This is a genomic window from Novosphingobium sp. AP12 (assembly GCF_000281975.1).
In the GTDB taxonomy this organism is placed as follows: domain Bacteria; phylum Pseudomonadota; class Alphaproteobacteria; order Sphingomonadales; family Sphingomonadaceae; genus Novosphingobium.
The window spans coordinates 25,361-43,842 of the sequence record NZ_AKKE01000048.1 but is presented as its reverse complement, the minus strand read 5'-3'; the positions used below and the strand labels follow the sequence as shown (position 1 = coordinate 43,842).

General features: G+C 68.2%; 15 protein-coding genes. 9 read left to right on the top strand and 6 right to left on the bottom strand.

The window, feature by feature from the left end:
* Window positions 1-2: 2 nt before the first annotated feature.
* On the top strand, window positions 3-836 hold the full coding sequence (locus PMI02_RS09045) for an alpha/beta hydrolase (RefSeq protein ID WP_007681793.1): 834 nt from the start codon (window positions 3-5) through the stop codon (window positions 834-836).
* Window positions 837-845: 9 nt separating this feature from the next.
* Here PMI02_RS09045 and PMI02_RS09040 read toward each other — a convergent pair whose 3' ends face one another.
* Complete coding sequence (locus PMI02_RS09040; protein ID WP_036503051.1) at window positions 846-1,970, bottom strand: ATP phosphoribosyltransferase regulatory subunit; 1,125 nt, start codon at window positions 1,968-1,970, stop codon at window positions 846-848.
* A 101-nt stretch (window positions 1,971-2,071) separates the two neighbouring features.
* On the opposite strand from PMI02_RS09040, the gene PMI02_RS09035 reads away from it, so the two are divergent.
* Entirely contained in the window at window positions 2,072-3,079 is a 1,008-nt protein-coding gene (locus tag PMI02_RS09035; protein ID WP_081496666.1) for a hypothetical protein, read from the top strand.
* A 189-nt stretch (window positions 3,080-3,268) separates the two neighbouring features.
* Here PMI02_RS09035 and serA read toward each other — a convergent pair whose 3' ends face one another.
* Both serA and PMI02_RS09025 read right to left on the bottom strand, forming a co-directional pair.
* The gene (serA, locus tag PMI02_RS09030) at window positions 3,269-4,852 is read right to left on the bottom strand and encodes a phosphoglycerate dehydrogenase (protein WP_007681783.1); all 1,584 of its coding nucleotides are present in this window, start codon (window positions 4,850-4,852) and stop codon (window positions 3,269-3,271) included.
* A 102-nt stretch (window positions 4,853-4,954) separates the two neighbouring features.
* Complete coding sequence (locus tag PMI02_RS09025) at window positions 4,955-6,088, bottom strand: phosphoserine transaminase (RefSeq protein WP_007681781.1); 1,134 nt, start codon at window positions 6,086-6,088, stop codon at window positions 4,955-4,957.
* Window positions 6,089-6,285: 197 nt separating this feature from the next.
* Between PMI02_RS09025 and PMI02_RS09020 the strand changes: the two genes are divergently transcribed.
* From PMI02_RS09020 to PMI02_RS08995, 6 genes are all read left to right on the top strand, one after another.
* Window positions 6,286-6,951, top strand: a complete 666-nt coding sequence (locus tag PMI02_RS09020) for an extensin family protein (RefSeq protein ID WP_007681778.1) — start codon at window positions 6,286-6,288, stop codon at window positions 6,949-6,951.
* Window positions 6,952-6,997: 46 nt separating this feature from the next.
* Window positions 6,998-7,756: an AraC family transcriptional regulator gene (locus PMI02_RS09015; RefSeq protein WP_036503047.1), complete on the top strand. Its 759-nt coding sequence runs from the start codon at window positions 6,998-7,000 to the stop codon at window positions 7,754-7,756.
* Window positions 7,757-7,817: 61 nt separating this feature from the next.
* A complete protein-coding gene (locus tag PMI02_RS09010; protein ID WP_007681776.1) occupies window positions 7,818-8,777 on the top strand; it encodes a DMT family transporter in 960 nt (319 codons plus the stop codon).
* Between the two features lie 17 nt (window positions 8,778-8,794).
* Window positions 8,795-9,238, top strand: coding sequence for a pyridoxamine 5'-phosphate oxidase family protein (locus PMI02_RS09005; protein ID WP_007681775.1), 444 nt, complete (start codon window positions 8,795-8,797; stop codon window positions 9,236-9,238).
* 56 nt (window positions 9,239-9,294) lie between these two features.
* Window positions 9,295-10,893, top strand: coding sequence for an alkaline phosphatase (locus PMI02_RS09000; RefSeq protein WP_007681774.1), 1,599 nt, complete (start codon window positions 9,295-9,297; stop codon window positions 10,891-10,893).
* 170 nt (window positions 10,894-11,063) lie between these two features.
* On the top strand, window positions 11,064-13,472 hold the full coding sequence (locus PMI02_RS08995) for a TonB-dependent receptor (protein ID WP_007681771.1): 2,409 nt from the start codon (window positions 11,064-11,066) through the stop codon (window positions 13,470-13,472).
* A 43-nt stretch (window positions 13,473-13,515) separates the two neighbouring features.
* Here the strand turns inward: PMI02_RS08995 and PMI02_RS08990 are convergent, their stop codons facing one another.
* Entirely contained in the window at window positions 13,516-15,270 is a 1,755-nt protein-coding gene (locus PMI02_RS08990; protein WP_238539038.1) for a sensor domain-containing diguanylate cyclase, read from the bottom strand.
* A gap of 102 nt (window positions 15,271-15,372) precedes the next feature.
* Window positions 15,373-15,579, bottom strand: a complete 207-nt coding sequence (locus tag PMI02_RS08985; protein WP_007681744.1) for a molybdopterin-binding protein — start codon at window positions 15,577-15,579, stop codon at window positions 15,373-15,375.
* Window positions 15,580-15,715: 136 nt separating this feature from the next.
* Between PMI02_RS08985 and PMI02_RS08980 the strand changes: the two genes are divergently transcribed.
* Window positions 15,716-18,085, top strand: coding sequence for a TonB-dependent receptor (locus PMI02_RS08980; RefSeq protein ID WP_007681742.1), 2,370 nt, complete (start codon window positions 15,716-15,718; stop codon window positions 18,083-18,085).
* On the opposite strand, the gene PMI02_RS08975 is transcribed toward PMI02_RS08980, so the two are convergent.
* Window positions 18,054-18,356 carry a hypothetical protein gene (locus tag PMI02_RS08975; protein WP_007681740.1) on the bottom strand — a complete coding sequence of 101 codons (303 nt, stop codon included), beginning with the start codon at window positions 18,354-18,356 and terminating at the stop codon, window positions 18,054-18,056. The two genes, PMI02_RS08980 and PMI02_RS08975, sit on opposite strands and share 32 nt — an antisense overlap.
* Window positions 18,357-18,482 lie beyond the last annotated feature (126 nt).

Below are 18,482 nucleotides of genomic sequence, written 5' to 3'. Positions count from 1 at the left end.
CCCTGCCGCTGGCGGCGGCGCCAGCCGCGATGGCGCAGGCCGCACCGGCGGCGCCTTCACCGACGACGATATCCTACGGCCCGGATGTCCTGCAGACTCTCGACTTCTCGCCTGCGGTGGGCGCGCGCAAGGCGGCCCCGCTGGTGCTGTTCGTCCACGGCGGCGGGTGGAAGCGCGGCGACAAGGCCAATGCCACGGGGGCCTACAAGACCGCGCACTACACCCGCCTCGGCTATGCCTTCGCCTCGGTCAACTACCGGCTGGTGCCGGGCGCCACGGTGGAGCAGCAGGCCCAAGACATCGCCGACGCCCTCGCCGCGCTGCTCCGCCAAGCGGATTCGCTCGGCATCGCGCGGGGCAAGGTGGTGCTGATGGGCCATAGCGCGGGCGCGCAGCTCGTCGCGCTGGTCGGCACGGACCCGCGGTACCTGCGCAAGGCCGGGCTTTCCTACGCCGACGTTCGCGGCGTTATCCCGATCGACGGCGCCGCCTACGACGTCCCTGAGCAGATGAAAGACGGGCCGGGCATCATGCAGAAGACCTACGCGCAGGCCTTCGGCACCGAGCCTGCCCGCCAGCGCGCACTGTCGCCCACGGTGCAGGCGGCGGCGCCCAACGCGCCCGCGTTCCTGCTGCTCCACGTCCAGCGCCCGGACGGCGTGCGGCAGGCGCATGAACTGGAAGCCGCGCTGCGCAAGGCCGGCACTCCGGTGGAGCGGCAGGGGTTCGACGGCCATGGCCTGCGCGGCCACATGCAGATCAACCGCGACCTCGGCGAGCCGGCCTATCCTGCGACCGGCGCGGTGGACAAGTGGCTGGCGCAAGTGCTGCGGTAGGGGCGGCCCTCAGACCGGAACCGCCTGGCCGCCTTCCAACCGGTGCGAGCAGCCGAGCGCCATGGGCTCGTCGGTCTCGCTCAGGGCGGCGACCGTGATCCAGCCGATCGCCCGCTGGCGGGCGGCGACTTCGCGGTCGTGGCCGAGCGGCAGGAACAGGCGGCGCTCCTCGGCCGCAACGGCCGTCAGCGCCTCGATCAGCGGGTCGGGGTACAGCGAGAAGCCGGTTGCGGGTTCGGGGTCGAGCCCGGCACCGCCCAGGATGGCGTAAGTGCCGCCGCGGCCCATGCTGCCCGGGATGCCGTCGGCGTAGATGGTGAAGCCGAACCACGACTGGTATTCGAAGCCGTGGCGCTCCGACGGGTCGAGCGTCAGGCGGGCTTTGCCGTTAACCCGCGCGGCGATGGCGCGCAGCCCCGCGATGCGGCTAGCGAGCACGCCGTCGACGTCGAAGGCCGCCAGCCGCTCGATCGCCTCGTCGAACTGGCCGACCGCGTAGAGCAGCGGCAGGTATGCCTCGCCGCCCGCATCGACCAGGCCGCCCGCGTCCTTGGCGTCGAGCATCTGGCGCACCGCCTCGATCCCCGAGGCCGGCAGCGGCAGCGCGCCTGCGCTCAGCGTGTCGACGAGGTCGGGCAGCGTGAAGTCCACCGAAACGCCGGCGGCTCCCGCCGCGCGCAGGGCCTCGATCGCAAGTTCGACGATTTCGGCGGCGGCATGGACCGAATCGGCGCCGATCAGTTCCGCGCCCACCTGCAGTCGCTCGCGTGCGGGGTCGAGCCCGTCGCCCTTCACCGTCACGACCTGTCCCGAGTAGGAGAGGCGCAGCGGACGCGGCGCCTGCGCAAGGCCGGTGGCGGCGATGCGCGCGACCTGCGCGGTGATGTCCGAGCGCATCGCCAGCATCCGCAGCGAGACGGGGTCCATGAAGCGGAACATGCGCCGCACGCGCACGCCCGCCATGCGGCTGGCCAGCGCCTTCTCGAATTCGAGCACCGGGGTCTCGACGCGGGCGTAGCCGTGGCTCGCCAGCACGTCGTGCGCGGCGCGGCGCACCGTCTGGGAGGCCCATGCCTGCTGCGGCAGACGGTCGCCCAAGCCTTCGGGCAGAAGATCGCGGTCGTTTTCGTGCATAGTGCGCGGGCCCTTAGCGGGCCGGGGCGGGTTTGGCGAGTGGCGGATGTTGTCGAAAGGCCGGCCTTGGAATATCCCCGCGCGTTCATGCGGGGGGCTCCATGAAATTCTCGTACCTTTGCGCCGCGGCATTGCCGCTGTTCCTTGCCGCGTGCGGCGGCGATTCCGGTTCTTCCACGCCCGCGCCCGCGCCGACCGCGACGCCGACGCCGACGCCGACGCCGACGCCGGTCGCAACGCCGCCAGCCACGGCGCACGCGAAGGTATGGGACTTCACTTCCGCCTCGTGGACCCGGCATGGGCCGGGCGTCGAGATGAACACGTTCCGTCGCTATGAGGCGAGCGGCGTGCCCAATTACTGGCTGTTCGACCACCACGAAAGCGAACTGCACACCTCCGACGGCACCGCCGAGGTCAACTACACGCTGCCGACAGAAGAGATGAGCGTGAAGTACCGGGGCTACTACACCGCCTTCACCAAGGACCAGATCAGCCGCACGGGCGACGGGTATCGGTACTACTCGAAGCGCGTTCTCTGCACCCCGACCTCGGTCAATGACTACTGCGGGTACGAATCCCTCGATCTTACCAATTCGATGCTCTACGAATATGTCGCGATTGGTCAGTACGAACGCGATACCCAGCGGGTCGGCGATGCCTCGTCCGAGACGATGCGCTACTTCCTGTTCGGCTCGGACAGCGCCGCCTCCGAAATGCTGACCTCGGGCAGTTTCACCTATGAAACGGGGATCGTCACCAGCCACCCTGATTTCGACAGAGTCGGCTCGTCCAGCGGTTTCCAGGGCACCGGCACGCTGTCGGTGGACTTCGCCGCGGCCACCCTGCAGGCGACCATCCCGGTGAAGACCGCCACGTCGATCGGCGGCGAGCCATTCGATGAAGACACTTTCAAGCTCACCGGCGTCATCACCAGCAAAATCCGCGTCACAGGCGACATCGTCAACGCCGACGGCAAGTACGCAGGCAAATTCGTAGGCGGCTTCTATGGCCCCAACGGGAGCCAGCTGGGCGTGGTGCTGCGCCTCGTCGATGCGAGTGCGCCTTCACGGCCGCACCTCATCGGGTTCCTCGTCGCCAAGCGCAAGTAAGGCGCGCCCAGTCGAGAGCGCCACTCTCGATTTGGGGGGAGATGCAAGCCGCCTCCCCGTTTTCCTGCATCGCCCCGCGTCGCTACGTTCGCGCAGGTTCTTTCACAGCGTCGATCCCGCACCCTCCTGAAACGAAAAAGGGGCCGGCGCTTTCACGCCGACCCCTTTGTTCGAAAAATAAAGGTCAGGTCAGAACGACAGCGCCTTCACCGTCTTCACGCCGGGGAGGGCACGGGCCGCTTCCAGCACTTCGCCGGCGACCGGGCTGTCGACCGAGAGCAGCAGGACCGCCTCGCCGCCAGCATCGCGGCGACCGAGGTTGAAGGTGCCGATGTTGATGCCGTTGTCACCCATCAGCGTACCGATGCGGCCAATGAAGCCCGGCGCGTCCTCGTTGACGATGTAGAGCATCGAGCCTTCCAGCTCGGCCTCGACCTTGATGCCGAACATCTCGACAAGGCGCGGCTCCACATTGTTGAACAGCGTGCCGGCGACCGAACGCTCGCCCGCCTCGGTCTTGACCGAAACGCGGATCAGGGTGTGGTAGTCACCCTCGCGCTCGGTCTTGACTTCGCGCACTTCCAGGCCGCGATCCTTGGCGAGGAACGGGGCGTTGACCATGTTCACAGTGGCCGACTGGACGCGCATGAAACCGGCGAGGACGGCGGCGGTGATCGGCTTCTGGTTCAGTTCGGCAGCGGCGCCCTCGACGTGGATCGAGATGCGCGGCACCGAGTCGACGGTCAGCTGGCCGACCATCGACCCGAGCACTTCGGCCAGCTTCATGTAGGGCTTGAGCTTCGGGGCCTCCTCGGCGCTCAGCGAAGGCATGTTGAGCGCGTTGGTGACGCCGCCGTTGACCAGGAAGTCGGCCATCTGCTCGGCCACCTGGAGGGCGACGTTGACCTGCGCTTCGGTCGTCGATGCGCCGAGGTGCGGGGTGCAGATGAAGTTCGGGGTGCCGAACAGCGGCGAGTCCTTGGCAGGCTCGGTCTGGAACACGTCGAGCGCGGCGCCAGCGATGTGGCCGGAATCGAGACCCGCCTTCAGCGCCGCCTCGTCGATCAACCCGCCGCGCGCGCAGTTGACGATGCGCACGCCCTTCTTGGTCTTGGCGAGGTTCTCGGCCGAGAGGATGTTGCGGGTCTGGTCGGTCAGCGGCGTGTGCAGCGTGATGAAGTCGGCGCGGGCGAGCAGGGTTTCCAGGTCGGCCTTCTCGACCCCCATTTCCACGGCGCGCTCAGGCGTCAGGAACGGATCGAAGGCGACGACCTTCATGCGCAGACCGAGCGCACGGCTGGCGACGATCGACCCGATGTTGCCCGCGCCGATGAGGCCGAGCGTCTTGCCGGTGACTTCGACGCCCATGAAGCCGTTCTTCGGCCACAGGCCCGCCTGGGTCTGGGCGTTGGCTTCGGGCAGCTGGCGGGCCAGCGCGAAGATGAGCGCGATGGCGTGCTCGGCGGTGGTGATCGAGTTGCCGAACGGCGTGTTCATCACGACGACGCCCTGCGCCGACGAGGCCGGGATATCGACGTTGTCGACACCGATGCCGGCGCGGCCGATGACCTTGAGGCGGGGCGCGGCGGCGAGGATTTCCTTGGTCACCTTGGTCGACGAACGGATGGCCAGGCCATCGTATTCGCCGATGCGGGCGATCAGCTGTTCCGGCGTCTCGCCGGTGATGACGTCGACGTCGCAGCCCATCTCGGCGAAGATACGGGCGGCGTTGGGGTCCATCTTGTCGGAAATGAGGACTTTGGGCTTGGTCATGTTTCTAATCCTTGCTCGATCCCGCGCGCGGCGGTGCGCGGTGCGGGAAGGAAGCGTCGCCCTTGCCGTTGCAGGGCGACGCCATCAAATACGCGTAGAAGTTCAGCCGGCCTTGACGGCGGCGTAGGCCCAGTCGAGCCAGGGACCGAGATCCTCGATGTCCTGGGTATCGACGGTGGCGCCGCACCAGATGCGCAGACCCGCCGGAGCGTCGCGGTATCCGGCGACGTCGTAGGCGGCGTCCTGCTTTTCGAGCAGGGCGGCGAACTTCTTGATGAAGTCCGCGTCGGCGCCTTCGACGGTCAGGCAGACCGAGGTCTTCGACCGGCTCGCCTCATCAAGAGCGAGGTGACCCAGCCAGTCACGGTCGGCGACGATCTTGGAGAGCGCGGCGGCGTTGGCGTCCGAGCGGGCCTTGAGACCTTCCAGACCGCCGAGACCCTTGGCCCATTCGAGCGCGAAGATGGCGTCCTCGACGGCAAGCATCGAGGGGGTGTTGATCGTCTCGCCTTTGAACACGCCCTCGGCGAGCTTGCCCTTGGAAACCAGGCGGAACACCTTGGGGAGCGGCCAGGCGGGGGTGTAGGTTTCGAGGCGCTCGACCGCGCGGGGGCCGAGGATCAGCACGCCGTGGCCGCCTTCGCCGCCCAGGACCTTCTGCCAGGAGAAGGTGGCGACGTCGATCTTCGACCAGTCGATGTCGTAGGCGAAGACCGCCGAGGTGGCGTCGGCGAAGGTCAGGCCTTCACGGTCGGCCGGGATGAAGTCGGCGTTGGGGACGCGCACGCCCGAGGTGGTGCCGTTCCAGGCGAACAGCACGTCGGTGCTGAAGTCGATCTGGGTGAGGTCGGGAAGCTGGCCGTAGTCGGCGCGGATCACGGTGGGATCGAGCTTGAGCTGCTTGGCGGCGTCCGTCACCCAGCCCTCGCCGAAGCTTTCCCACGCAACCGTCGTCACGCCGCGCGCGCCGAGCATGGTCCACATGGCCATCTCGAAGGCGCCGGTGTCGGAACCGGGGACGATGCCGATGCGGTGGGTGTCGGGCAGCTGCAGCACTTCGCGCATCAGGTCGATGCAGTATGCGAGGCGCGTCTTGCCGATCTTGGCACGGTGCGAGCGGCCTAGCGATTCAGTCGCGAGCTTGTCGGGGGAGTAGCCGGGAGGCTTGGCGCAGGGTCCGGAAGAGAACTGCGGACGAGCAGGTTTACGCGCGGGTACGGCATTAAAATCAGTCATTTCTGACTCTCCTTACAGAGAGCTCGCGCGGCGTTGGGACCGCGTGGCCCGGCGCCGCTCCTAGAGACGTGCCGGGATATGTCAATCGACTTGGAGGCCGGTTGCCTGTGCAAAACGACCGCATGCATATGGCGCCCCGGCGCGGCGTAAGGCACGGGTAAGCGCAGGTTAAGCGGAGCCCCCAGAAGTTTGACCCTATGCGGAAATATTTAATCGCCCTTCCTCTCCTTGCGCTGGTGAGCGGGTGTATCGACCGACCGGCGCCCCAGAAGCGGCAGCCAAGTCGCTCGTCGAGTCGTCCGGTCGCGCCGCCTCAGCGCGCCGACGTCCGCCAGTGCCTCGCGAAGCTCAGCGCGCAGCAGGCGGTGTTCACGCCGGTGGAGGACAGATATTACGGCAGCGCCTGCTCCGCCGTGGGATCGGTGAAGCTGGCCGCACTCAACACCGACAACGCGACGGTCTCGCTGTCCGGGCTCGGCCCGGTGACCTGCGCGATGGCCGCGCCCTTCGCCGCCTGGGCGCGCTACGGCGTGGACCGCGCGGCGCTGCAGATCCTCGGCAGCCGGGTGGTGAAGATCGAGACTTTCGGCAGCTACTCGTGCCGCAACGTGGCGGGCACCAACCGCCGCTCGGGCCACGCCAGCGCCAACGCCATCGACGTCTCGGGCTTCGTGCTGGGCGACGGGCGGCGGATCACCGTGCTCGAAGACTGGAATGGTGGCACGCCTGAGGAGCGCCGCTTCCTGCGTACCGTCCACGACAGCGCCTGCAAGCGCTTCGGCACGACGCTGGGGCCGGGCTACAACGCCGCCCACGCCAACCACCTCCACCTCGAAGCGGACGGCGCCGACTTCTGCCGCTGATACAAGAGAGCGTGTTTCCAAAAGGAAACGGCGCTATATGTCTCCCATGGCATCCTCACCGCCCTTCGCGCTGGCGATCCGCAGCTACGGGTCGTCGAGCACGCTCGACAAACACGGCTTCGCGCAGATCGTGCTGCCGGTGACGGGCGCGCTGGAGATGGAGATCGGCGGGCGCGGCGGCGCGATTGGGCGGGGCGACCTCGCGTTCGTGGAGACTGACACCGAGCACGACCAGATGGCCGGGCAGGCCAACAGCGCCTTCATCCTCGACCTAGATCCGGGCGAAATGGCGCCGAGGCTGCGGGAGCAGTTGGCGCGCCAACCCTACCACCCCCTCCCCTTCGCCGCGACCAAGCTGGTCGACTTCATGGCGCTCACCGCGTCCGCAGGCCCTGCCCCGGCCGCGACCCTGGAGCGATGGGTGCCGCTGCTGCTCGACACCGTCGAAGGCGCGGCGCCCCGTCCGAAGTCACGCCTCGCGGCGGTGCTGGCCGCGCTGGAAGCCGAGCCGGGCGCGAACTGGACGGCTTCCGCCATGGCGCGGCGCGGCGGTCTCAGCGTCAGCCGTCTCCATGTGCTGTTCCGCGAGGAACTGGACACAACACCGCGCGGATGGCTTTCGGCCATGCGCCTCGCCCGCGTGCGCGAGGATCTGGGGTCCGGCGACGTCCCGATCGCGCAGCTCGCCCACCGCTACGGCTACTTCGACCAGAGCGCCCTGACCCGCGCGATGCGCGAGGCGACCGGGCTGCCGCCCGCCGCCTACCGGCGCATGATGCGGGAGGCCGGGACCAGACTTCGATAGCCTGCGCCAAGACATCCGCGCTGCGCCGTGCGACTGCCGCCGCTCTCGCAGGGAGCCCATGATGACGGACGCACGGAAAACCACGGTCGGCATCGCCTGCGGCATAGGCGCCGGCGCGCTCTGGGGGCTGGTGTTCCTGGTACCTGAACTGGCGCGGGACTTCGGCCCGCTACACCTCGCCGCGGGGCGCTATCTCGCCTACGGAGCGATCGCGGCGGTGCTGCTCGCACCTCGCTGGTCGAGCACGCTGGCCCACCTGACCCGCGACGACTGGCTGGCGCTGACCTGGCTCAGCCTGCTGGGCAACACGCTCTACTATGTCCTGCTGGCAAGCGCGGTGCAGATGGGCGGGATTGCCATGACCTCGCTGGTTATCGGCTTCATCCCGGTCCTCGTCACCGTGGTCGGGAGCCGGGACGCGGCGTCGCCCTCGCTGGCGGGACTCGCGCCCTCGCTGCTGCTGGCCGCCGGCGCCGCAATCTGCATCGGCTGGCAGGCGATTGCGAGCCCCGGCGCCGGATCGACCATGACCCAGCTGGCCGGGCTGCTCTGCGCGATCGGGGCGCTCGTTTCATGGGCGACCTTCGCCGTCGCCAACAGCCGCTGCCTCGCGCGGGTGGACAAGGTTTCGGCGCACGACTGGAGCCTGCTGCTCGGCGTCGCGACGGGCGCGCAGGCGGTGCTGCTCCTGCCCGCCGCGCTGGTGCTGGAGCCGCAGGGGCATGCCGCCGCCGCGTGGATGCGCTTCCTTGCGCTGAGCGGGGGGATCGCGCTGCTGGCCTCGGTGGTCGGCAATGCGCTGTGGAACCGGATGAGCCGGCTGCTGCCGCTCACCCTCGCCGGGCAGATGATCCTGTTCGAGACGCTGTTCGCGCTGCTTTACGCCTTCATCTGGGAACGCCGACTGCCCACGCCGCTCGAGGTGCTGGCGATGATGTTCGTGCTGGCCAGCGTCGTCTCGTGCCTTGCCGCGCACAAGCCGGCGAAACCATCTGCGCAGGCCCGGCGTTCCGTGGAGTAGAGCCAAAGGAACCCGTCATGACCCGAACCCTCGCCGAACTCTCCGAGAAGATGCGCGACATCGACTTCACCGTCCTGTCGACCCGGACCAACGGCGGCGCTATCGCCGCGCGGCCCATGAGCAACAACCGCGAGGTCGACTACAGCGGCGACGCCTGGTTCTTCGCCGACGAGACGACGCGCATGGTAGGCGACATCGAGGCCGATCCCCACGTCGGCCTCAGCTACCAGGGCACCTCGGGATTCCTCGGCATGCGCCCGTTCTTTCTCGCGGTCGAAGGCAAGGCCTCGCTGATCCGCGACAAGGCGCTGTTCGCGGAGCACTGGACCAAGGGCCTCGAACGCTGGTGGCCGGACGGCATCGACACGCCGGGCCTGCTGCTCATCAAAGTATCCGGCGAGCGCGTGCACTACTGGGACGGCGAGGACGAAGGCGAACTGACGATCGCCGCGCAGGTCTGACCGGCGGGCGCACTGTCATGGTTAAGTAACATGCCGGGCCGATAGGCGCCTGCATCATGACATCTCCCGACGCGCCGCAGCCGCCCCGCCCTCCCGAATTCTCGCGCCGACTGGTGCTCGGCGGGGCGGCGGCGGCGGGAGCGCTGTTCTCGATCGGCGCTCAAGGGGCATCCCGGCTGCCGAGCGGGCTGTTCTCGCTCGGCGTCGCATCGGGCGATCCCGAACCCGACAGCGTGATCCTATGGACCCGCCTCGCGCCGGAGCCGCTCGCCGGTGACGGCGGCATGCCGGCGACCTCCGTGCCGGTCCGCTGGGAAGTGGCCGAGGACGAGCGTTTCGCCCGCGTGGTGCGCAGCGGCACCGCCCGCGCCGAGCCGTGGTGGGGGCACTCGGTCCATGTCGATGCCGATGGCCTCAAGCCGGGCCGCGCGTACTTCTACCGCTTCCTGGCAGGCGGCGAGGCCAGCCCGGTCGGCCGCGCCAGGACCGCGCCCGCACGCGGCGCCAAGGTCGATCGGCTGCGCCTGTGCTTCGCGTCCTGCCAGAAATTCGAGGCCGGCTTCTACGCCGCCTGGCGCCATGTGGTCGCCGAGGACCCGGACCTCATCCTGTTCCTCGGTGACTACATCTACGAGGGCGCGCCCAACAAGAAGGACGCGGTCCGGCTGCACCGCAACCCCGAGCCGATCGACCTCGCCGGCTACCGCGCCCGCTATGCGACCTACAAGCTCGACCCGCTGCTGCAAGCCGCTCACCACGCCGCGCCCTGGGCGCTGACCTGGGACGACCACGAAGTCGCCAACGACTATGCTGGCGCACTGAGCGAAGGCAACGGCGACCCCATGGCCTTCCTGCGCCGGCGCGCAGCCGCCTATCAGGCCTATTACGAACATCAGCCCTTGCGCGTGCGCCCGCCGCGCGGCGCGGACATGCGCATCTATCGCACGCTCGACTGGGGCGCCCTCGCGCAGCTCCAGATCGTCGACGACCGGCAGTACCGCGGTCCGCACGCCTGCCAGCCGGCCGGGCTGATCGAAGCCCACAAGCCCTACCGCAGCGTCATCGGCGACTGCGCAGACCTGCGCGATCCAAGCCGCTCCATGCTGGGGGCTGCGCAGGAGCGGTGGCTCGACGAACGCCTTGCCCGCAGCCCCGCGCAGTGGAACATCCTCGGCCAGCAGACAATCATGCGCCAGTCGATCGTGCCCGACGCCGCCGACCCTTCCGACGCGCCGCATTATTCCGCCGACAACTGGTCCGGCTACCCCGCCGCGCGTGAGAAGATCTTCCGCCGCTGGGTCGAGGCGAAGACCAGCAATCCGCTGGCGCTGGGCGGCGACATCCATGCCTTCGCCGCCGCGCAGATCGTCGACCCGGACCGTCCCGACGGGGCGCCCATCGCCGCCGAATTCGTCGGCGGCTCGATCACCTCGCTGCGCAACGACCCCGATTTCAAGCGCCTTGCCCCCGGCAACGGCCTCGCCTTCGCGGAGAACATGGTGCGCGGCTACGGCCGGCTCGACATCGACGCCAGGGGCGGCAGCGTGACCTATCGCGGCCTTGCGGACGCGCGCCGGGAGGATTCAGGGATTGCTGATATCGCCCGTTTCTCGCTGGAAGCCGGCCGGCCCGGTCTCCACGTCGAAACAATCTGAACGGCGAGACACAAACTGTAACAATACCGCCATCTAGCGACACTATCGGCCGCTCAACGCAATCGCGACCGATCCGGCGGCACGGCTTTCCTGCTGCTTTCATCCAACTCTCCCTGCGACCGTCGATGGGGGAGGCGTGGTTGTGCGCGTGTAAAAATGAGGGTCCATCGATGTCCGTTTCCATGCTCCGCGCGTCGCTCAGGAAGAGCGTCGGCCTCCTGCTGATCTCCGCCAGCCTGCTCCCGCTCGCCACCGTCACCCATGCCGAGACGGCTGCCGATGCCGCCGAAGCCGCTGCCTCCGACGCCTCGGACGGCGGCGCCGAGATCACCGTCGTCGCGCGCAAGCGCAGCGAGAACGCGCAGACGGTGCCGATCCCGATCACCGTCATCTCGGCCGAGGAACTGACCCGCCAGAACCTGGTGAACTTCACCAACTTCCAGAACAAGTTCCCGTCCTTCTCGGTCTACCTGACCAACCCGAAGCAGCTCAACCTCGGCATCCGCGGCATCGGCAACAACGGCTTCAACACCGACGGCATCGACGGTTCGGTCGGCATCTTCGTCGACGGCGTCTACACCGGCCGCCAGGGCATGGTCTCGACCGACTTCAACGACGTCGCCGACGTGGAACTGCTCCGCGGCCCCCAGGGCACGCTGTTCGGCAAGAACACCACCGCCGGCGCAGTCATCATTAACACGCTCAAGCCCGAGTTCGGGCTTCAGGGCGGCGGCGAAGTCAGCTTCGGCAACTTCGGCCTGCGTGAAGTAAAGGCCAGCGTGACCGGCCCGCTGATCGCCGACAAGCTGGCGGTGCGCGTCTCCGCCTTCGACAGCAGCCGCGACGGCACCTACAAGAACCTTTACAACGGCGGCGACCAGAACGCCCGCCAGGGTTCGGGCATCCGCGCCCAGCTGCTCGCCACTCCGACCGACAACCTGACGGTCCGCCTGATCGGCATGCACGGCGAGCAGGACTTCAACACCATGTCGCCGGTGATCCTGTCGGTCTACAATCCGGCAGCACTGCAGGCGCGCATGGCGGCGGCGGGCTACACGCTGCTGACCAGCAACGCCAAGGACCGCTACGTCAACATCGACGGCGCGCTGAACGCGCAGACCAAGTCGAACTCAGCCAGCGGCGAGATCAACTTCGACGTCGACGGCGTCGGCACCTTCACCTCGATCACCGCGTATCAGGAGTGGGAGTGCTTCACCAACAACGACAACGACTACACCCAGCTCGACGCCATCACCGATTACGGCTCGTGCAACAAGGAGCACCAGTTCAGCCAGGAACTGCGCTGGTCGACCCCGGCTGATCAGCCGATCGAGGCCACCGTCGGCGGCTTCCTCAGCCGCCAGCGTCTGCAGGTGGACTCGCGCATCGAGTTCGGCCCGCAGTACAACATCTGGGCCGCCAACCCGAGCGCGACCGCCTTCCCGACCGTGGGCGGCCGGACCTGGGCCCAGGGCGCCTACGCCGCGCGCCTCGACGGCTTCGGCATCGCCAGCCAGGCGGTGTTCCACACCGACACCGAGGCGCTGTTCGGCAACGTAACCTGGCATCCCGACGCCGCGCGCAACCTTTCGATCGACGTCGGCCTGCGCCAGACCTGGGAGCGCCGCTCGCAGCTTTACGACGGCCAGGTCGTCTCCAATCCGGGCAACCTCAACACCGCGCAGATCAACGCGATGTCGGCGGCGGGCGCCAACGCGCAGCTCGGCCACGTCGACACCAGCCTGAAGGACAGCGCGCTCTCGGGCGAGGCGGGCATCAACTACAAGGTCACGCCGGACTTCTTCGTCTATGCCAAGTACGCGCGCGGCAACAAGTCGGCGGGCTTCAACCTGCTACCGCTGGTCGACCCGCAGGCGATCGCGGTCGGCGCCAAGCAGACCGTCGACGGCGAGACCGCCGACAACTTCGAGGTCGGCTTCAAGAGCACCTTCTTCGACAACAAGGTCATGCTCAACCTCACCGCGTTCCACACCAAGGTGAAGGACTATCAGGCCAACCAGGCGATCGGCGTGGGCAACACAGCGCTTAAGTTCCTGTCGAACGTCGGCTCGGTGACCTCGAAGGGCATCGAGGCCGAAATGCAGACCTGGCTGGCGCGCGGCCTGCACACCAAGGGCTTCGTGGCCTACAACAAGGCGACCTATTCCTCGTTCCACAACTCGGTCTGCCCGGCGCAGTCGACCGCGCTGACCTGCGACCTCACCGGCCGCCAGGTGGCCTGGGCGCCCAAGTGGACGGCGGACTTCACCGTCGACTACACCGTGCCGATCAACGACACGACGCAGGTCTACGGCCTGTTCGACGTCAACTACCGCTCGAAGCAGAACACCACGATCACGCTCGATCCCTCGGCCGAGATCAAGGGCTACGCGCTCGCCAGCGTCCGCGCCGGCACCCTGCTCGACAACGGCCGCCTCGACGTCCAGCTCTGGGTCGAGAACCTGTTCGACAAGGCTTACTACATCAACCTGCTCGGCTACACGAAGTCGACCGGGATCATCCAGGGCTACCCCGGCAATCCGCGCACCTACGGCGTGACCGTCCGCGTGAAGATGTAAATGGGGCCGGCGGGCGCGGTGGAACGCCGGGCCCATCAGTCTTTCAGGCCGCGTCCTCGGAGCGGTTCCGCCCGGCATTCTTGGCGCGGTAGAGCGCCGCGTCTGCGGTCTTCATGGCCTGTTCGGCGTCCTGCCCGGGGACCAGCGGGGCGATGCCCACGCTGACCGTCGCTCGGATGGCATTGCCTGCGGCGTCGAGGACCTCGGCGCGCTCCTGCCGCTTGCGGATGCGCTCGCAGACGAGGCGCGCCTGGTCGGCCGCCATGCCCCCCAGCACCACCGCGAATTCCTCGCCGCCCAGCCGGGCTATGAGGTCGCCGTCGCGCACCGAGGCGCGCAGGACACCGGCGAAGCGCTGCAGCATCACGTCGCCGGCGGCATGGCCGTAGCGGTCGTTGACGCTTTTGAAATGGTCGAGGTCGAACACCGCGATGCAGCCCAGCACCCCGTCGGTCGGCACCGAGGCGAGCAGGGCACGCAGCGCCGCGTCGAAGGCCCGGCGGTTGTAGGCGCCCGTCAGCGGGTCGGTCATGGCCTGCTGGGTGAGGTCCTCCATCAGCTTGCGGCGGCCGGTGACTTCCCGCACGATGCTGACGGTTCCCATCGCATTGCCGTGCTCGTCCAAAGTCGCGCGCATGTGGCTTTCCACCCAGACCATGCCGCCGCCCTTGCAGATCACCCGGTACTCGGCGATCGCGGTTTCCTCCGGTCCGGCCAGCGCCCGGCGGCGTGCGTCGAGCACGGCCGGCAGGTCCTCGGGCGAAACGAGGTGGAACATCTTCCGGCCGGTCAGTTCGTCGGGCCGGTAGCCCCAGACGCGCTCGACCGAGGGCGAGGCGTAGCGCAGCGTGCCGTCGATCCCCAGGCGCATGACGATGTCGCTCGTGCGGTCGAGGACGAGGCGGTGCAGCGCCTCGGCGGCGTGCATCCGGTCGAGCAGGCGCCGGCGCGCGCGAAGTTCGGCGGCGAGCGGCAGCAGGATCATCACGATCGAGGCGAAGTAGATCTGCAGCACCTGCAGCTTCACCGCCATGCTGACGTGGAGCAGCGTCGTCGGCCCGTGACCCGCCAGTGAGAACGGCAGCGCGATGCACAGCAGGATCAGGATCGAGGCGATGGCCCCGAAGCGGCCGAGGCGGAGCGTCGCGGCGATCATCGGCATAAACGGCAGGATCACGAGCGGAATATCGTCCTGACCAAAGGTCACGAGCGAGGCGGCGACGACGAGGCCGAGCAGGATCACGGCCTCTGCGAAGCGGTTGCCGTCGGCGGCGGAGATCCACTGGCGCGTCTGGCCGCGCAAGGTGAGCAGCAGCGGCGGCGCAAAGGCGACGATGCCGAGCGCATGCCCGGCGTACCAGTCCCGCCACGCCGTCCAATAGGGAATGTCCCGGCCGTGGTGTATGGACCAGGCGGCGAGCAAGGCCGTCACGACGGGAACGGCGACGCCGCCGATCACCAGGAACGACGCCACTTCCGGCACTGACTGGAAGCGTCCGAAGCGCGGGTAGGTCCGCTTCACCAACCAGGCGGCGGCGTAGGCTTCGGCGACGCAGATGAACGGCAGCGGCACCGCAACCCAGCCGTGGATGCCGAAAAGCTGGGATGCGAGAACGCCGGTCGCGCCGCAGGCCAGGGTGATCCCGGTCCACTGACGACGCGGCGCCGCGCACAGCTTCGCGAACAGCACCGCCCCGGCCAGCCACACGATGGCGACGCCGCCATCGAACCGGGTCAGCAGCAACGAGGCGGAGGCGCAGGCGAAATAGGCAATCGCAGTGGTGACGGCGTCCCGCACGCGGTGGTTAGATCTCGGGGCCGCAAGACGGTGCATCGCACTGCAATACTAAACCGTAGTTAGTTTTGGGTAAATAATCGACTGCGCCGGGAGGGCGGCCGGTCACTTGCCGATCAGAACGTCGCTGGCCTTGACGATGACGGTCACGGTATCACCCACTGCGAGGCCCAGCTCGGCGATGGCTTCTTCGGTGATGCTCGAGGTGATCACGTTGCCACCGCCGACGTCGACCTTGATCTGGCCGTTCACGGCGCCGGGCGTGATCGACGAGACCGTGCCGAAAAGCTGGTTGCGCGCACTGATCTTCATGGGCTGTTGTCGGCGCGGCGTTGCCGCGCACGTCCCGTAATTTCCTCTCCGGCCCCCGCAAAATCAAGCTTTTCTCCGGATCGCAATCTATATACGTGACGATATAGAATCATCGTCCCAAGGGGGGAACCCGACCATGCACTCCACCATCCGCACGGCGCTCGGCGCTGCTCCCCTCGTCATGGGCTTCATGCCCCTCGCCGCATCGGCGCAGGAGACCCCCGCCGATGCCGCCGATGCCACCGACTCCGGCATCTCGCCGATCCTCGTTACCGCCCGCCGCCGCGAAGAGGATGCGCAAACCGTCCCCGCCGCGCTGACGGTGGTGCAGGGCGCCCAGCTCGACCGCGCCTATGTGGTGAATACTCAAAGCCTCACCAGCTTCGTGCCGACGCTGAACTATTCCTCGGCCAACCCGCGCAACACCTCGTTCACGATCCGCGGCCTCGGCTCGAGCGTGGTCGCAGTGAGCCAGTCGAACGACGGGCTGGAGCCGGGCGTCGGCTTCTACGTCGACCAAGTCTACCACGCCCGGCCCGCCACCGCCGCGTTCGACTTCACCGACATCGAGCAGATCGAGGTCCTGCGCGGGCCGCAGGGCACCCTGTTCGGCAAGAACACCACGGCGGGGGCGATCAACGTCACCACCCGCATCCCCACCTTCACGCCCGAGGCGAACGAGGAGATCAGCGTCGGTCAGCGTGACTTCGTTCAGGTCAAGGCGTCGGGCTCGGGCCCGATCACCGACACGCTGGCGTTCCGCGTCTCCGGTGTCTCGACCCGCCGCGACGGCGTGATCCGCAACGTCGCGCTCGGCGGCAAGCAGAACAACCTCGGCACCGAGGCAGTGCGCGGCCAGCTGCTGTTCAAGCCCACCGAGCAGTTCCAGCTGCGGCTGACGGCGGACTTCACCAACTTCGAGGCCGAGTGCTGCACGCAGGTCTACCTGCGCGTCGGCACCAGCCTGCGTCCCGCCTCGCGCCAGTATCCCGCACTCGCCGCCGGGCTCGGCTATGTGACGCCCAGCACCAACCCCTACGACCGCGTGACCGACATCGACGCCGCCGTCGGTACCGATACCAACGAAGGCGGCACCTCCGCCATCGCCGACTGGGACTTAGGGCCGGTCACGCTCACCTCGGTCAGCGCCTGGCGCTTCTGGAACTGGGACGCCGCCAACGACCGCGACTATACCGGCGCGCCGATCCAGATCACCCAGCACATCCCCTCGCGGCAGGACCAGTTCAGCCAAGAACTGCGCGTCGCCTCCAACGGCAACGGACCGCTGCGCTACGTCGGCGGCCTCTATTACTTCCATCAGACGATCACCGGCCGCCCGATCAGCATCTACGGCCCGCGCGCCGCGTACTGGCTGATCGGCCCGACCACCGGGGCCAATGCGACCCCGGTGCCGGCGGGCCTCCTCGACGGCTACGGGCAGGACGGCCACACCCGCTTCACCAGCGACAGCTACGCCGCCTTCGCCGAGGTCAACTACGACCTGACCCCGCGCCTCACCGTGACGGGGGGACTGCGCTACACTTACGAGGACAAGTCGGGCGACTACGAGACGACCGTATCGGGCGGCCTCGCCACCACCAGCACCGCGCTCAACAACGCCAAGCTGTCGATCCTGCGGCCGCAGAGCTACTCGGCATCGGACACCGACGGCAGCCTCTCGGGCCGTGCAAACGTGTCGTACCGCTTCTCCGACGCGCTGTTCGGCTACGTCAGCGCGGCGCGCGGGTTCAAGTCGGGCGGCATCAACATGTCGGGCCTGCCGCTCGACGCGCAAAACCAGCCCGCCCTCTCGACCGCCGTGGTCAAGCCCGAGCGCAACACCACCTACGAGGCCGGCGTCAAGTCGCAGTTGTGGGGCCGCCGCCTGATCTTCAACCTCACCGGCTACTACACCGAGGTCCGCAACTTCCAGGCAACCATCGTCGACAGCACGCAGACCGTGGCGCTGCGCGGCTATCTGTCGAACATTCCCAAGGTGACCGTGAAGGGTGTGGAGGTCGACGCCGCCGTCCAGCCCCTGCCCGGCCTGACGATCCGCGGCGCGCTCTCCTATGCGGACGGCGAATATGCCAAGTACCCCGCCGGCCCCTGCCCGCTCGAACTCCAGGGAAGCGCCACAACCGCCTGCGACCTCTCGGGCAAGCCGCTCGCCGGCCTGCCGAAGTGGGCGGAATCGGTGACGGTGGACTACCAGGTCCCGGTCGGCGGCGGCGCCATCGTCCTCCACGGCGACACCAGCTGGCGCAGCAGCTACTACGGCGACCCCAGCCTCTCGCGCTTCACGCTGATCGAGGGGTACAACCTCACCAACGCCAGCCTCGCCTACCGCTCGGAAGACAGGTGGGAACTGGGCGTCTTCGCGCGCGACCTGCTGAAGTCGGACTACATCCAGAACCTAACGATCCAGGCGGGCAACTCGGGCCTGATCCTCGGCACGCCAAGCGATCCGCGCGTCATCGGCCTGACCTTCCGCGCCTGGCAGTAGGCTCTGGAAACCACCGGCCCGGGACGCTCACCCGGGCCCACAAGCCGGGGCCGACGACCAGCAGGGCATTGCCCGCCAGCAGGCAGCCCACCACCACGGCGCACAGTCCCAGCTCGCCCGGCGTCGCCGCGCGGGCCGGCTGCGCGTGGACCTCGGCATAGAGCCGCGCTCCCGCCAGCCAGGCGAGCGAGAGCGTGGCCATGCCGCCAAGGCGCAACCCGATGCGGGCGGCGAGGGTTTGATGCCAACAGGTCACTTCGAAAACCTCCACGGGGAGGCCCTCCAGTTACGCGCCCGCCCATAGCAATTCGAGAGCGGGAACCTGCCGCCGCCGTTGTGATTGCATAGAAAAACGCCCGCCATCGCCGCCATCGGAGACAAATCATATGCGGCTCAT